The organism is Cyanobium sp. ATX 6E8 (assembly GCF_024346335.1).
GTDB lineage: Bacteria > Cyanobacteriota > Cyanobacteriia > PCC-6307 > Cyanobiaceae > Cyanobium_A.
This window is the reverse complement of the sequence record NZ_JAGQCT010000004.1, coordinates 70,161-83,122: the sequence shown is the minus strand read 5'-3', so window position 1 is coordinate 83,122 and position 12,962 is coordinate 70,161. Positions and strand designations below refer to the sequence as shown.

18 protein-coding genes and 1 tRNA gene are annotated in these 12,962 nt (G+C 65.8%); 7 read left to right on the top strand and 12 right to left on the bottom strand.

What is annotated here, in order from left to right; genetic code table 11:
* The first annotated feature begins 3 nt into the window (after window positions 1-3).
* Window positions 4-495, top strand: coding sequence for a phosphate-starvation-inducible PsiE family protein (locus KBY70_RS05305; protein ID WP_094561303.1), 492 nt, complete (start codon window positions 4-6; stop codon window positions 493-495).
* Here the strand turns inward: KBY70_RS05305 and KBY70_RS05300 are convergent.
* Together KBY70_RS05300 and KBY70_RS05295 are read right to left on the bottom strand one after the other, a co-directional pair.
* On the bottom strand, window positions 431-961 hold the full coding sequence (locus KBY70_RS05300) for a Nif11 domain/cupin domain-containing protein (RefSeq protein ID WP_254987681.1): 531 nt from the start codon (window positions 959-961) through the stop codon (window positions 431-433). The genes KBY70_RS05305 and KBY70_RS05300 overlap by 65 nt on opposite strands.
* Window positions 954-1,508, bottom strand: coding sequence for a GNAT family N-acetyltransferase (locus KBY70_RS05295; protein ID WP_254987680.1), 555 nt, complete (start codon window positions 1,506-1,508; stop codon window positions 954-956). The genes KBY70_RS05300 and KBY70_RS05295 overlap by 8 nt, the downstream gene beginning before the upstream one ends.
* Window positions 1,509-1,684: 176 nt before the next feature.
* On the opposite strand from KBY70_RS05295, the gene KBY70_RS05290 reads away from it, so the two are divergent.
* Both KBY70_RS05290 and KBY70_RS05285 read left to right on the top strand, forming a co-directional pair.
* The gene (locus KBY70_RS05290) at window positions 1,685-2,050 is read left to right on the top strand and encodes an AbrB family transcriptional regulator (RefSeq protein ID WP_094561300.1); all 366 of its coding nucleotides are present in this window, start codon (window positions 1,685-1,687) and stop codon (window positions 2,048-2,050) included.
* A gap of 124 nt (window positions 2,051-2,174) precedes the next feature.
* Entirely contained in the window at window positions 2,175-2,564 is a 390-nt protein-coding gene (locus tag KBY70_RS05285) for a cytochrome C6 (RefSeq protein ID WP_254987678.1), read from the top strand.
* Window positions 2,565-2,571: 7 nt separating this feature from the next.
* On the opposite strand, the gene KBY70_RS05280 is transcribed toward KBY70_RS05285, so the two are convergent.
* Window positions 2,572-2,838, bottom strand: a complete 267-nt coding sequence (locus KBY70_RS05280) for a YciI family protein (protein WP_254987677.1) — start codon at window positions 2,836-2,838, stop codon at window positions 2,572-2,574.
* Between the two features lie 88 nt (window positions 2,839-2,926).
* Here KBY70_RS05280 and KBY70_RS05275 point away from each other — a divergent pair, with 88 nt between their 5' ends.
* Window positions 2,927-3,214, top strand: a complete 288-nt coding sequence (locus KBY70_RS05275; RefSeq protein WP_254987676.1) for a hypothetical protein — start codon at window positions 2,927-2,929, stop codon at window positions 3,212-3,214.
* A 37-nt stretch (window positions 3,215-3,251) separates the two neighbouring features.
* Here the strand turns inward: KBY70_RS05275 and KBY70_RS05270 are convergent, their stop codons facing one another.
* From KBY70_RS05270 to KBY70_RS05250, 5 genes are read right to left on the bottom strand one after another with little or no spacing between them, the layout of a single operon-like run.
* Window positions 3,252-4,007 carry a class I SAM-dependent methyltransferase gene (locus tag KBY70_RS05270; protein WP_094561296.1) on the bottom strand — a complete coding sequence of 252 codons (756 nt, stop codon included), beginning with the start codon at window positions 4,005-4,007 and terminating at the stop codon, window positions 3,252-3,254.
* Window positions 4,007-4,591, bottom strand: a complete 585-nt coding sequence (locus KBY70_RS05265) for a DUF938 domain-containing protein (protein WP_254987675.1) — start codon at window positions 4,589-4,591, stop codon at window positions 4,007-4,009. The genes KBY70_RS05270 and KBY70_RS05265 overlap by 1 nt, the downstream gene beginning before the upstream one ends.
* 11 nt (window positions 4,592-4,602) lie before the next feature.
* A complete protein-coding gene (gene trpA / locus KBY70_RS05260) occupies window positions 4,603-5,433 on the bottom strand; it encodes a tryptophan synthase subunit alpha (RefSeq protein WP_198953882.1) in 831 nt (276 codons plus the stop codon).
* Between the two features lie 29 nt (window positions 5,434-5,462).
* Window positions 5,463-5,804 carry a DUF3007 family protein gene (locus KBY70_RS05255; RefSeq protein ID WP_094561293.1) on the bottom strand — a complete coding sequence of 114 codons (342 nt, stop codon included), beginning with the start codon at window positions 5,802-5,804 and terminating at the stop codon, window positions 5,463-5,465.
* A gap of 4 nt (window positions 5,805-5,808) precedes the next feature.
* The gene (locus KBY70_RS05250) at window positions 5,809-6,060 is read right to left on the bottom strand and encodes an NAD(P)H-quinone oxidoreductase subunit L (RefSeq protein ID WP_094561292.1); all 252 of its coding nucleotides are present in this window, start codon (window positions 6,058-6,060) and stop codon (window positions 5,809-5,811) included.
* A gap of 41 nt (window positions 6,061-6,101) precedes the next feature.
* On the opposite strand from KBY70_RS05250, the gene KBY70_RS05245 reads away from it, so the two are divergent.
* Window positions 6,102-6,185, top strand: a tRNA-Leu gene (locus tag KBY70_RS05245).
* Window positions 6,186-6,563: 378 nt separating this feature from the next.
* Here the strand turns inward: KBY70_RS05245 and KBY70_RS05240 are convergent.
* Window positions 6,564-6,845, bottom strand: coding sequence for a Nif11-like leader peptide family natural product precursor (locus tag KBY70_RS05240; RefSeq protein WP_254987674.1), 282 nt, complete (start codon window positions 6,843-6,845; stop codon window positions 6,564-6,566).
* 122 nt (window positions 6,846-6,967) lie between these two features.
* Here KBY70_RS05240 and KBY70_RS05235 point away from each other — a divergent pair, with 122 nt between their 5' ends.
* Window positions 6,968-8,035, top strand: coding sequence for a calcium/sodium antiporter (locus tag KBY70_RS05235; protein WP_254987673.1), 1,068 nt, complete (start codon window positions 6,968-6,970; stop codon window positions 8,033-8,035).
* A 6-nt stretch (window positions 8,036-8,041) separates the two neighbouring features.
* On the opposite strand, the gene KBY70_RS05230 is transcribed toward KBY70_RS05235, so the two are convergent.
* From KBY70_RS05230 to KBY70_RS05220, 3 genes are all read right to left on the bottom strand, one after another.
* Window positions 8,042-9,847, bottom strand: a complete 1,806-nt coding sequence (locus tag KBY70_RS05230) for an SLC13 family permease (protein ID WP_254987672.1) — start codon at window positions 9,845-9,847, stop codon at window positions 8,042-8,044.
* Between the two features lie 66 nt (window positions 9,848-9,913).
* A complete protein-coding gene (locus KBY70_RS05225; RefSeq protein WP_254987671.1) occupies window positions 9,914-10,618 on the bottom strand; it encodes a potassium channel family protein in 705 nt (234 codons plus the stop codon).
* 12 nt (window positions 10,619-10,630) lie between these two features.
* Window positions 10,631-12,064, bottom strand: a complete 1,434-nt coding sequence (locus KBY70_RS05220; RefSeq protein ID WP_254987670.1) for a TrkH family potassium uptake protein — start codon at window positions 12,062-12,064, stop codon at window positions 10,631-10,633.
* 63 nt (window positions 12,065-12,127) lie between these two features.
* Between KBY70_RS05220 and KBY70_RS05215 the strand changes: the two genes are divergently transcribed.
* Window positions 12,128-12,784, top strand: a complete 657-nt coding sequence (locus KBY70_RS05215; RefSeq protein ID WP_254987669.1) for a DedA family protein — start codon at window positions 12,128-12,130, stop codon at window positions 12,782-12,784.
* Window positions 12,785-12,962: the final 178 nt, after the last annotated feature.

Genomic DNA, 12,962 nt, shown 5'->3' with positions numbered 1-12,962 from the left:
GGGATGATCAAATTGCGCAGGCTGCTGCAGGACGCCAATTACCTCTACCTGATCGACCGCAGCGAGCAGCTCCTGGCCAAGGTTCTCGGGGTTGTGCTGCTGGTGGTGATGGTGGCCGGCACCATGCAGTTGATCGGTGTGGTGGCCCTGGCGGTTGTGCAGCCAGACACCCCTTGGCTCGGCGGCAAACTCAACACAGTGCTGGGGGATCTCCTCACCCTGTTGATTGCCCTGGAGGTGCTGCAGAACATCACCTCCTACCTGCGCCGCCACGTGGTGCAGATCGAGCTGGTGTTGCTCACCGCCATGACCGCCGTGGCACGGAAGGTGATCGTGCTGCCCCCCGGTGCCGAGAGCAAGCCCCAGCTGCTCGCTGGCCTCGGGTTGGCTGTGCTGGCTCTGGCTGGTGCCTTTTGGCTGGTGCGCAGCCTCAGCCTCCGCAAGCCTCCTTCCAGAACAGGGCCAGCCATACGGATCCGGGAGAAGGATCGGTAGCGGCCACCCGATGGCGTTGGTGGGCAGGAATCAGCAGGCTGTCGCCGCGGCAGAGCTCCCGCTGGTGTTCTTCGCCGTCGAACGCCAACCTGGCGCTGCCCTGGAGCAACACCACCCACTCGTGTTCAGTCTGGTCGTACCAGAAGCCCGGCGGGCTTGACGCCTGACAGGAATGGATGCGCTCCAGCCGCCAGGTGGGCTGCTCGACCAGCACGGTGATGGATTCTTCTCCCGCCGGCGGGCAGCCTGCGGCCAGCAGGTTGTCGCCCGCGGCAGCAGGGGGATCGGTTTCTCCCCAGCGCCGGCCGATTTCGAAGCCCCGGCTGCGGGCCAGGGCCACCACGGCGTGGTGATCGCTGCAATCTCTCAGCGCCTCGTGCAGGATCGGATCGGCCTCGCTGAGGGCCACAAAGGCATTCAGCTGGCGCACCTTGTCCAGAAATTGCTGCAGCTGGGCTTCAGCCACCGGGGGTCTTCACCGCGTTAGGTCCCGTCCAGCCGGGGGATGGGCTCAGGGTCTTGATCATCCGCCATCGCTGGAAGGACTCGCCAGCAAAAATCACAGTTTCCTCCGCATCGATGCACCAGCCGAGGCGCAGCAGCAACGGTTTCGACAATTGACTGGCTTCGGTGCGCCACTGGCGACAACCCTGTTGCCTGGCATAGAGCTCAAGGGCCCGCAGAATGGCGCTGCTGCGGCCTTGCCGGCAGGAGCGTGCGCGGCAGTACAGCAACGACAGTCGATCGACGGGATCGAGTAGTCCAAAGGCTTCAATGACTGCTGGGCTGGTCTGGCCGGTGGCCTGGCCGTGTTGGCCGAGTTTGCCGCAACTGGCCAGGCCGTACCCACGCTGCAGCGCTTCTTTGATGGTGTTGCTGCTGGTGGCGTGGTTGGACCAGGCCGCAATCTGGGCAGGGGTGTAGAGGCCTTGGGCCTGGCTGATCACCGCCTCGCGATACACAGCAGTCACCTGATCAAGATCGCCCGGACGCAGCACACGCAGGCTCTCCATCCATCTCACCACCTCGGTGTGCTTTCTATCACTGCTCCCCGCTGCGCCATTGGAAGTGGGCTGAATCTTCTGGCGTTGATTTGAACGGTAAAGCTTGGCAGCTGCTGTTAATGCTGTACATTCTGGATGTAATCACCTTGGGAAGTCCCCTCCCATCCCACCCAACCCCTAAATCGATGCTCACTGGATCAGAACTGTTGGCCAAGGTCAAAGAGCTTGGCGATGTGGGCAAGTCGGAGATCGTCCGGGCTTGCGGGTATGTCTCTAGTAAGAAAGACGGCGGCGAGCGCCTCAATTTCACGGCCTTCTACGAGGCTCTGCTGGAAGCCAAGGGTGTTGAGCTTGGCGGCACTGGCAAGGTTGGCAAGGGCGGTCGCAAGCTCAGCTATGTGGCCACCGTCCAAGGCAACGGCAACCTCTTGATCGGCAAGGCCTACACGGCCCTTCTCGATCTCAAGCCCGGTGATGAATTTGAGATCAAGCTTGGTCGCAAACAAATTCGTCTGATCCCCGCCGGCGCCACCGACGAAGACGAAGAGTGAGCATTGGCTTCGGCCGATAGGCCTACTGCCAGATGTCTGAAGACAGTTCACCCCGGCTTACCCGGGGTTTTTTGTTGGGCTGGTCTTGCCGCCGTGGGCGCACACTGGGACCAGCAATGACGGAATGGACGTGGTGGAGCAGAGCGGGTGGGATGGCTCGGCTTGGTGGCGGACCGTGTTTCGGGCCGTGCTGCCGGCGCTGCTGGCGGCAATGCTGCTCATGGGGGTGACGCCGGCCCGGGCGAACCTTGCGGGCCCCGATGGGGGCCAGCTGTTTGCGAATCACTGCGCCGGTTGCCATGTGAACGGCGGCAACATCATTCGCCGCGGCAAAACCCTGCGGCTGGCCGCCCTGGAGCGCAATGGCATTCACGATGCCCAGCGGATTGCCGCCATCGCCGCCGTTGGGCTCGGACAGATGTCGGGCTGTGGGGCCGTGCTCGGAGACGGCGGACCGGAGGCGGTGGCCGACTACGTGTGGCAGCAGGCCCAGTTGGACTGGCCGCGGGCTTGAAACCTGTTTAAAAGGCCTGAATCCAGGGGTACACCTTCACTTCGGTCCAGATGCCCTGGCGCCAGTAGATGTCACCTTTCACCAGGGTTTCCACCTGGTCCAGGCTGTCGGCTTCGTAGATGCCGAACACGTGGGTGCTGCCCTCGGTGGGGCCGAGGGTGATCAGGGTGCCGGCATCTTTAAGCTTTTGCAGCCCAGCTAGATGCTCTTCCCGGTAAGGGGTGCGCCTCTCGAGCGCGTTGTCGCAGTAGGTGCCCCAGAGCACGAAGCGCATGGTGGTGGTGATCGGTCGCGCCTGAGGCTACGGGTGCCACGCCACAGGTGTCTTGCAGTGGCGTTACGTTTGAGAGATCGCTTTCTGGATGTTCATGCGCCGCCGCTCCCTGGGCCTTGGTGTTGTGTTGATGGTCGCAGGCTTCGGTCTCGCTTCCGCTGGCGCCCTGGCTGGAGACAACATGATGGATCAGATGGTTCGCAAGTACTGCCTCAAGGCGGTCAACGATGAGGTGAAGGCATCCGGCAAGCCCGCTCCCGAAGGGATGCAGGATTTCACCTGCGATTGCGTGGTGCAGCAGATGAAGAAGCGTCAGTCGATTGACGTGGCTAAGACCACCTGCAAAAACCAGGCAGCGACCAAATACCACCTCTGACCGCCTCTGGTCGGATGGAGCGGGGGCTACCGGCTGCTCAGCCTGGTGATCCCCAGCGCCCCATGAACGGCCAGCGCACCGTCAGCGGTGCCGTGCCCGCGTCGGGCCAGAGGACGGCCAGCTCTGCCTGCAGGGCGGGCAGAGGATCGATCCCGGCTTCCCGGCTGCGCTGCACCGCCGACCAGGTGCCGATGTGGGCCATCAGCTCGCTCAGGGTCCAGTGGCGTTCGATCCAGAGTCCGGTCGGAAAGGGCCACTCCTCGCCGGGGAAGACGAGGCCGGCGTAGGACTGCTCCACCCATTTCCGCTCGGCCGGCCACCAGGGTGCCAGGGTGCTGTTGTGGAAGGCATCCAGTGGGGCCTGGAGCCGTGCCTCGGGCAACAGCAACGGCAGGTAGCCGATCCAGGCCATCACGGCTCCTGGTTTGCAGACACGCCGCACTTCCGAGTTGAAGGGCTCGCCGGCGAACCAGTGCACGGCCGCGGCCACCAGCACTCCATCGAGGCTGGCATCGCCCAGGCCGCTGGCGGTGGCATCGGCCTGCTGATAACGGATGCGGGGGTGGGGGCCGGCCGCCGCCAGCTGGGCGGCGCTGGCATCGGTGGCGATCACCCGGGCACCAGCCTCGGCAAGATCCACCGAGGCCTGGCCGCTGCCGCAGCCGCAATCCCACACCAGGGGATTGGCGGGGAGGCGAGCCAGGAAGGCGGCGTAGAAGGCTGCTGGGTAGGTGATCCGGTGGCGAGCATAGGCAGCGGCCACGGCGCCAAACCAGTTGCTGACGTCACTCATCACCGCTGCAGCACCAGGATCCGGTTGTTGGCGGGCATGGCCACATCGGCCAGGGCCGCGAGGCCGAGGCCCTGGGCCTGTTCCACCAGCTCCAGGGCGTCACGCACCCCCATGGCCGGATCGAGGCTGCGCAGGTGTTGGTCGAAGGCGGCATTGCTGGCGGCGGTGTGCACGCCCCCGTCGTGGAAGGGGCCGTAGAGCAGCAGCACCCCGCCTGGTCGCAGCACCCGGGCCGCGCCGGCCAGCAGTAGGGGCACGGCCGTAGCCGGCATGATGTGTGCGGTGTTGGCCGTGAACACCGCATCGAAGCTCTGGCGGGGCCACTGCCCTGCGTCCGTCACATCAAGGGCGATGGCAGGCGGCAGGCCTGGGCTCAGGGCCGCCAGCTGGGCCTGCAGAGCTGCCAGGTTGTCCTGGCGCTCACTGGCCTGCCAGGTGAGGCCGGCGATCTGCTGGCAGAAGAACGCGGCGTGTTGGCCGCTGCCCGAGCCGATTTCCAGCACCTGGGCACCGGCAGGGAGCCAGTCTTGGAGCACCGCCAGGATCGGGCCCTGGTTGCGTTCGCAGGCGGGGGAAAACAGCACGCGCTGGCCTGTCAGGCGTCGAGGCCCGCGCGCAGCTCCGCGCAGAAGCGCCCGGCCGCGGCGGCTACGTCGGCCTGCTGCCCGTGGGCTTCGGCCATCACCTTCACCAGGGCACTGCCCACGATGGCCCCATCGGCTCCCCAGTCGCGCACCTGGCGGGCTTGCTCGGAGCCGGAAATGCCAAAGCCCACGGCCACCGGCGTGTCGCCCTGGGCCTTGAGTTGGCCCACCAGGGTGCCCACCCGCGATTCCAGGTTGGTGCGCACGCCCGTCACGCCGGTGACGCTCACCAGATAGGTGAAGCCGCGGCTGGCGTGATGGATCCTGCCCAACCGTTCAGCAGGGGTGGTGGGGGCTACCAGCAGGACCAGATCCAGGCCCGCAGCGGCCGCGATCGCCGAGAGCTTCTCCGCTTCCTCCAGGGGCAGGTCGGGCACCACCAGCCCGGCGGCTCCCGCGGCGGCAGCAGCGGTGCAGAAGGCCTCCATGCCCCGGTTGAGCAGGGGATTGCTGTAGGTGAACAGCACAACCGGCACGGTGAGCTCACCCTTGAGGGAGCGGAGCATCTCCAGCACCCCGGCTGGGGTGGTGCCGGCCTTGAGGGCACGGCTGGCGGCGGCCTGGATCACCGGCCCGTCGGCCAGGGGGTCGCTGTAGGGGATGCCCAGCTCGACCAGGTCGGCACCGTGGGCCTGCAGCGCCAGCAGGCTGGCCCGGGTGCTGGTCAGATCAGGATCCCCCGCCATCAGAAAGGGCATCAGGGCGCAGCGGCCCTGTTGCCGCAGGGCCGTGAAACGCTGCTGAATTGGGGTGGGGGCGGCAGTCACAGCAGCAGCAGTCACGGCAGCGAAAGGGGCTTCGGCCTGTGAGCCTATGCCTCGCCCTGGGGGGCTTCCTCCAGTTGACCCGTTTCCCGCAGCAGGCGCTCCTGCTCTTCGGGGCTGAGGGCCTCAAACTTGCGTTGCAGCTCTTCGGTGGTGAAGGCGTCGTAGGCCTCGCGGTACTGCTGGCGTTGCTGGATGAACGTCATCTGACCGGTGACCACCCGAAACAGATAGCTGCCGGTCCAGGCGAGCACCAGCACCATCAATAGGGCTGAGGCGGCGATGCCAGCCGAGAAGCCCTCAAACCCGCCGAACTGAAACAGCACATAACCCAGGCCCCCCAGAACGAAGACCCCCAGGGCGAGAAGCAGGGCCTTGCCGTTGGTCATGGGTTCAAACCTCGCCCTGGCCTGCCATGCGCAGATTGATGAACGGGGCAAACAGGATCAGGCCTGGGAAAAACAGGAACACCAAGCCGTAGACGCCGAGGCGCTCCAGCTTGCCCATCACGGTCCAGCGCTTGATCATCCAGGCGTAGAGCAGCAGAGGGACGGCCACCAGGTAGCTGCCGCCCAGCACGACGTAGGCCGCCAGCACCAGCAGCGTGTCCGGGGAGATGGAAGAGAGCAATCCGGGCAGCGACACAGCGGGACTGTGGAGTGAATTGAATTTAGGATGCCCAGGCCGGGGGCATGGCGGAATTGGTAGACGCAGCGGACTTAAAATCCGCAGACGGCAACGTTGTGGGGGTTCAAGTCCCCCTGCCCCCATATTCCTGCTGCTTGGGCTGGAATTCGGTCTAAGATCACGACATCCGGCAGAAGCCGGCGGGCTTCAGAGCCCGCGCAGGCCGGAACCAGCACCATTCATCCCCTGCGCTTCCTGGGGATTGCCGACCAAGACAGGCCCACGCGTCAGATTGTTCAGCCAGACCGCCTTGTGTGATTCCCTGCGGGGGATGGCGGTCTTCCGGTGCGAGATCCATATCCGTTCATTTCATTTGTGATGTTTTCTTCGATTTCCTTCTCAACTCGCTCCAAATCCAGTCGATCCAACCGGGTCAGCTACCCCAGCTGCCCCATCCACCAGCGTCCCCAGGGACGGCCCCTGGCCCAGCCCCTCACATGGGAAGAGTTGTTGGGTCAGCGCTAAGCCCCGAGAAGGCGCTCCCGTTGCAGATAGACGCGAATTAATTTTTCGTCCATCAGTCCCTGGCGTGCCAGGGGGGCTTCATTGCAGCGCTCAAACAGGCCCAGCAGGGTGGACGCCTGGAACACGAAGCCCCGCGTTGCGGCGATCGCCACCACATCGGGGGCGCTGATGACATCGTTGAGCAGATCCCGCAGCGCCTGATCCTGCTGAATGAGGCCCAGGAAGGAGAACAGGGCGTCCAGTTCGCTGGCGCTGGTGTTGGTGTCCGGGTCGGTCACGGTGGACGGAGAAGGGTGGGGAATGAATGGTTTCAGGCTAGGTCGGGCGTTTCGACGCCCGATCTTTTGGCGGTCGACCCTTCAGAATCACGCCACGTTGTTCCCCCGCTGGCCCTGGCGTGATGACCCTTGTGCCCAGTGCCATTGAGATCGTTGTGGGGATCCTGCTGCTGTTCGGCGGCGGCGAGCTGTTTGTGGGCGGCTCGACGGCCGTGGCCCTGTTGCTGGGCATCCCCCAGATCGTTATTGGCCTGACGGTGGTGTCGCTCGGCACCAGTGCGCCGGAATTGTTTGTGAGCCTGATCTCCACGATCCAGGGCGGCGATGCGATCGCCGTGAGCAACGTGGTGGGCAGCAACATCTTCAACGTGCTGGTGGTGCTGGGTCTGAGTGCCCTGGTGGTGCCGCTGCGGGTTCAGAGCCGGCTGGTGCGCCGTGATGTGCCCCTGCTGCTGGGGGTTTCGATGGCGGTGTGGGGGATGGCCTCCGGCGGCCGGCTGACCTGGCAGGCAGGCCTGGCCTTGCTGGTGGGCACCGCGATCAATCTCATCTGGGAGATGCGCACCGCCGGGGAGAACCCCGATGAGGCCGGAGACATCGACGACAGCGATCGGGCCACCCCACCGGTGGCTGCCGCCAAATTGGCTGGCGGCCTGGTTCTGCTGGTGGTGGGATCCCAGGTGCTGGTGAAGGGAGCGACTGCTGCTGCAGTCAGCCTGGGTGTCAGCCAAACCGTGATCGGCTTAACGATCGTGGCCGCCGGCACCTCGATGCCGGAGCTGGTGACCTCCTTGGTGGCGGCTTACCGCGGCAAGGTCGATCTGGCGATCGGCAACGTGGTGGGCAGCAACCTGCTCAACCAACTCCTGATCCTCGGCCTGTGCGGCTTGGCCTCCGGTGGCCAGGGCCTGGCGGTGGATCCCGTGATGGTGAATCGCGATTTCCCGATCATGGTGCTCACCACCCTGGCCTGTCTGCCGATCTTCTGGACCCACGGCGTGATCTCCCGCCTTGAGGGCGGAATCCTGGTGGGCCTTTACGGGCTGTATCTGGTGGAGCAAGTGCTCACCAACACCGTCACCTCGGCGGTGGATGAGTTTCGCATCGTCGCCCTGGTGGTGGTGGTGCCTGTGGTGCTGGTGTTTCTGGTGTGGCAATCCCTGCGTTGGCGCCAGGATCGCCACGCCTGAGCGGGATCAGATCCCGAACTGGCGGCACACGAGCCAGGGCACCAGCAGGGTCATCACCATCGTCAGTGGCAGGCCGTAGCGGGCCACGTCGAGGAAGCGGTAGCGACCGGGGCCGAACACCATCAGGTTGGTCTGGTACCCCACGGGACTGAGAAAGCTCTGGCTGGCCCCGAACAGCACGGCGTAAATGAAGGCCATCGGCGGCTGGTTCAGGCCTTGGGCGAGTTGACCGGCAATCGGAATCAACATGGCCACGGTGGCGGCATTGCTCATCACCTCGGTGAGCAAGGTGGTGAACAAAAACACCACCACCAGCGCGGCGTACACCGGCCAGCTCTGCAGGCTGCTCAGCAAGGCTTGAGCCAGGGCCGCTGCCAGACCGGTTTTCTCCAGCGCCACGCTGAAACTGGCCAGTGATCCGAGCAGCAGGATCACATCGAGGCGGATCGCCCGCTGCAGTTCTCCCGCCCGCAGGCAGCCCGTGGCCACCATCGCCACCGTGCCCAACAGCACCGCCGCCACTAGGGGAATGACATTCAGGGCCGTCAGCAGGATCACCAGGGCGGCGATCAGCAGGGCCACCCGCTTGCGACTCACGGTGGGCAAGTCCTTTTCCAGTTGCTCAAGCACCACCAGATCGTTGTTGGCCTGCAGGCCGCGAATCGCATCCTTCGGCCCTTGCAGCAGCAGCACATCCCCCTCGTGCAGCTGGGCCCGGCCCAGGCGCTCGCGCAGCACCGCGTTGCCGCGCCGCAGGGCCAGCACGGTCACGTTGTAGCGCTGGCGGAAGCGCAGATCCCGCAGGCAGTCGCCGGCCAGGGAGGAGCCGGAGGGCAGGAGCACCTCCACCATTCGCTGGTTGTTCTGCTGGTCTGGGCGGATTGCTTCTTCGGGGGTTGGGGCTAACACCACCGTGTGGTCCTGCTGCAGCCGCAGCAGGTCTTCGCGGCTGCAGCGCAGCAGCAGGCGATCACCCAGCATCAGGGTGCGGTCCGCCAGGGGAGGCAGGAAGCGCTCGCTAGCGCGGTGCAATTCGAGCACGTCCACGTCGAAGCGGCGTTGCAGGCGGCTGCCATGCAGCGACTGGCCGATCAGCTCGGAGTCGGCAGGGATCTTCACCTCCGTGAGGTAGCCGCTGCTGGCGAGACTGGCGACCAGGTCGTCGTCGTTGCTGCCGCGGTCGGGCAGAAAGCGATCGGCCAGCAGCACCATCACCAAACCGCCCACCAGCCACACGCCCAGCCCGATCGGCGTGAGGCTGAACAGGCCGAAGGCGCCGTAGCCGAGTTTGCTGCTCACCTCGCTGGCCAGCAGGTTGACCGAACTGCCCAGCAGGGACAGGGTGCCGCCGAGCACCGTGGCAAAGGACAGCGGTAGCAGCACCTTGGAGGGGGAGATGCGGCGGCGCTGGCACCAGCCCTCGATCACTGGCAGCAGGCTGGCCACGATCGGCGTGTTGGGCACGAAGGCCGACACCGGCCCCACGGCGGCCACCATCAGGGTGATCATCCGCTTGGGGCTGCGCACGGCATCGGAGCCGATCAGGGCCCGCAGCCGATCGAGGCCGCCGCTGCGGAACAGCCCGGCCGAGAGGGCAAAGAGGCCCATCAGGGTGATCAGGGCGGGGCTGCCGAAGCCCTCCAGCGCCTCCGTGGGCTTGAGCACTCCCGTGACGATTAGGAGCGCGGCAGCGAGCAGTCCGGTGACCTCCGGTGCGAGCCAGCCGCTGATGAACAGCACGACCGACCCAGCCAGCACCAGCAGGGTGGTGAGTGCCCCGGGCTGAAGCAGGGCGACGGAGAGCTCAGACATGGCCGATCGCGCGAACTGCCGACAATAACCCGGTAAGTCGATCGAGAATGTGTGGCACCTCGATGTCTAGGCCCCGGGCAGCTCCGCCAGGGCGTCGCTGGCGCCCATCACCACCAGCAGCTCGCCAGCCTGGAGCACGTGGGAGGCGGGTGGATTGACGGTGAGCTGGTTGTCGGGTCCGGCGGCCAGCACGCTGACGTTGAAGTTCTTGCGCAGATTGATGTCTCGCAGCGACTGGCCGATGAAGGCTTGGGGCACGCGGATCTCCTCGATGCTGTTGCGGTCGTCGAGGCGCAGGCGCTCCAGCAGGTTGGGCCGTACCAGCTCCATGCCCAGCCGGTGGCCCTGCATCTTCGAGGGGAACACCACCCGATCGGCCCCGACCCGCTGCAGCATCTTCATGTGCAGATCGCTGGTGGCACGGGCGATCACCTGTTTGACCCGGCTGCCGGCGCTGTCCTTGACGATCAGGGTGGCTGTCACGCTGGCCTCGATCGGATCACTCATGGCCACCACCACGGTGGTCATGTCGAGCACGCCGGCGGCCCGCAGGGCCTCTTCATCGGTGCAATCCACCACCCGCGCTTCGATGGCGGGGTCCATCTGACGCAGCTCATCGATCGCCCGCTGGCTGGCATCGATCGCCAGCACCTCGGCCCCGGCCTTGCTCAGTTCGCTGCACACGGCTGAGCCGAAGCGCCCCACACCGATCACCGCAAACCCGCCCTTGATGGCGCCTTCTGCAGGGTTCCAGTGCCACCAGCTCGTCATGGGTTTGGGGGTTCAGATGTAGAGCTCTTCGCGGGGATAGCCCACGCGCGGTTGGGGCCGGCTGCCATAGATCGCTGAGAGCAGCAGCAGGATCCCCAGTCTGCCCACAAACATGCCCACCATCAGCACCAGCTGGCCCCAGCGGTTGAGCTGGGCGGTCACTCCCAGATCGAGCCCCACGGTGCCGAAGGCCGACATGCAGGTGAACAGCTTCTCGAGGAAGCTGAAGCTGATGCGGGTCGGCTCTCCGGTGGTGGTGGGCCCGAGCCCCAGCAGCAGGGCCATCAGGATCACGAAGATCGCTGAAGCCAGGGTCACGCCCACGGCCCGCAGCACCACGGTGTCGGGGATCTGGCGCCGGTGGATCACCACTTCCTCGCGGCCCTGGAGGGTGGAGCGGGTGGCCCCCATCAGGGTGGCGAAGGTGGTGGTTTTGATGCCGCCGCCGGTGCCGCCGGGGCTGGCGCCGATGAACATCAGCACGATCAGCAGCAACAGGCCGGCGTCAGAGAAGGTCTGGATCGACAGGGGCACGGTGTTGAAGCCAGCTGTGCGGGCGCTGATGGATTGGAACAGCGTCACCTGGATCCGCTGCCACCAGTGGAGGTTTTCCATCACGCCGCCGGCTGCGAAGTGCTCGGTGAACAGCAGGCCCAGGGCGCCAAATCCGATCAGCAGCACCGTGCTGCGCAGCACCAGACGGGTGTGCAGGCTGAGCCGGCGCAACCGTTGCAGCCGGGCCCGGTTGCTCCACAGGTCGTTGATTACCCGCCAGCCGATGCCGCCCACCACGATCATGGTGGCGATGACCCCATTCACCACGGGGTTGTCGCGGTAGTGCACCAGGTTGTCGCTCCAGAGGCCGAAGCCAGCGTTGTTGTAGGCGCTGATGCAGTGAAACAGCGCAGCCCAGAGGCGCTCGAGCGGATTGGAGATGTCGGTGAAACCAAAGACGTAGAGCACCACGGTGCCCAGCCCCATCACGCAGAAGCCCGTGATCAGGATGCTGTTGAAGGTGGGGCCGATGCCGCCCACGCCGAAGTCGTCGAGGGCCCGGCCCCTGTCGAGCCGGTGGCGCAGGCCCGAGTGCCCTTGCACGAAACCCTGCAGGAAGGTGGTGATCGCCATTAGGCCCAGGCCGCCCGTGATGATCAGGCCCGCCAGGGCCACCTGGCCAAAGGCGGTGAGGTCGCGGCTGATGTCGATGATCGACAGCCCCGTCACCGTGATCGCTGAGGTCACGGTGAACAGTGCCTCCCACAGGCCCACCGCGTCGGTGGAGCAGAGCGGGCTGGCCAGGATCACGGTGCCGAAGGCGATCACGAGGGCACCGGTGACCACCGTGAATTGGGGCACGGTGAGATGCTGCCGCCACGTTTTGACCGCGTTCCAGGGGGTGGCGCTCAGGTTGGCAGCGGTGGCAGGGCTTGGGGCAGATCGCCGCATCGGAGCCTGGGGCGATGCCAAAGCGATGCCTACCCTAATCACCCCGGCCACCAGGGTTTTCCCTTGACGCTGCCCTCAGTCGACGGTTTGTCCAACCTGATCGGCTCGGCGGTGGAGGCCAACCCGCTGCTGGGCTATGGCGCCATCGCCCTGGTGATGTTGCTGGAAAACCTCATCCCACCCATCCCCTCGGAGGTGGTGATGCCCTATGGGGGGTATCTGGTCTACCAGGGGCGTTTGGAGTTGCTCCCCACCGTGTTGGCCGGGCTGGTGGGCACCGTGCTGGGGGCCTGGTTTTGGTATGGCATCGGCCGGTTGATCAGCGAGGAGCGAATCGGCCAGTGGCTGGAGCGACGGGGCAAGTGGCTGGGCATCCAGGTCGGCGATCTGGCCCGCAGTCGCCGCTGGTTCAACCGGCATGGGGCGGCCGTGGTGTTCTGGGGGCGGCTGATTCCTGGCCTGCGCACCCTGGTGTCGGTGCCGGCGGGCATCGAGACGATGCCTCAACCCGCTTTTCTGGCCTGGACGACCGCTGGCAGCCTGATCTGGACCCTGCTACTCACCCTGGCGGGCCAGGCGATGGGCAAGGGCTATGCGCAGGTGGAGGGATGGTTGGCTCCCTGGTCCCAGATGATTCAGCTGCTGGCCTGGATTGCCTTGGGGGCGGGCGTGGTGGCGCTGCTGGTGAAGGTCGTTCTGGCGCGCCGTCGGGCTGGTTGAGCCCTGTGCTGACGATCGCCTGCGCTGCGGGTTAGTTGGAACCTTTGGCTTCGCTCGGAGCTGGGGCCTCGTTCGAGCGGTCTAGGCGGCTCGGTTCGCCCAAGGGGATGTCGCCTTGCATCAGGCTGTCGGAGAGGAGCGACAGCGCCAGCGCCACCCCGGCCACGGCCCAGGCGGC

Excerpts from the sequence above, each read along its gene's own strand:
- KBY70_RS05305 (WP_094561303.1), top strand. The coding sequence starts at position 4 with ATGATCAAATTGCGCAGGCTGCTGCAGGACGCCAATTACCTCTACCTG.
- KBY70_RS05295 (WP_254987680.1), bottom strand. The coding sequence starts at position 1,508 with ATGGAGAGCCTGCGTGTGCTGCGTCCGGGCGATCTTGATCAGGTGACT.
- KBY70_RS05290 (WP_094561300.1), top strand. The coding sequence starts at position 1,685 with ATGCTCACTGGATCAGAACTGTTGGCCAAGGTCAAAGAGCTTGGCGAT.
- KBY70_RS05285 (WP_254987678.1), top strand. The coding sequence starts at position 2,175 with ATGGACGTGGTGGAGCAGAGCGGGTGGGATGGCTCGGCTTGGTGGCGG.
- KBY70_RS05280 (WP_254987677.1), bottom strand. The coding sequence starts at position 2,838 with ATGCGCTTCGTGCTCTGGGGCACCTACTGCGACAACGCGCTCGAGAGG.
- KBY70_RS05275 (WP_254987676.1), top strand. The coding sequence starts at position 2,927 with ATGTTCATGCGCCGCCGCTCCCTGGGCCTTGGTGTTGTGTTGATGGTC.
- KBY70_RS05270 (WP_094561296.1), bottom strand. The coding sequence starts at position 4,007 with ATGAGTGACGTCAGCAACTGGTTTGGCGCCGTGGCCGCTGCCTATGCT.
- KBY70_RS05255 (WP_094561293.1), bottom strand. The coding sequence starts at position 5,804 with ATGACCAACGGCAAGGCCCTGCTTCTCGCCCTGGGGGTCTTCGTTCTG.
- KBY70_RS05235 (WP_254987673.1), top strand. The coding sequence starts at position 6,968 with ATGACCCTTGTGCCCAGTGCCATTGAGATCGTTGTGGGGATCCTGCTG.
- KBY70_RS05230 (WP_254987672.1), bottom strand. The coding sequence starts at position 9,847 with ATGTCTGAGCTCTCCGTCGCCCTGCTTCAGCCCGGGGCACTCACCACC.
- KBY70_RS05225 (WP_254987671.1), bottom strand. The coding sequence starts at position 10,618 with ATGACGAGCTGGTGGCACTGGAACCCTGCAGAAGGCGCCATCAAGGGC.
- KBY70_RS05220 (WP_254987670.1), bottom strand. The coding sequence starts at position 12,064 with ATGCGGCGATCTGCCCCAAGCCCTGCCACCGCTGCCAACCTGAGCGCC.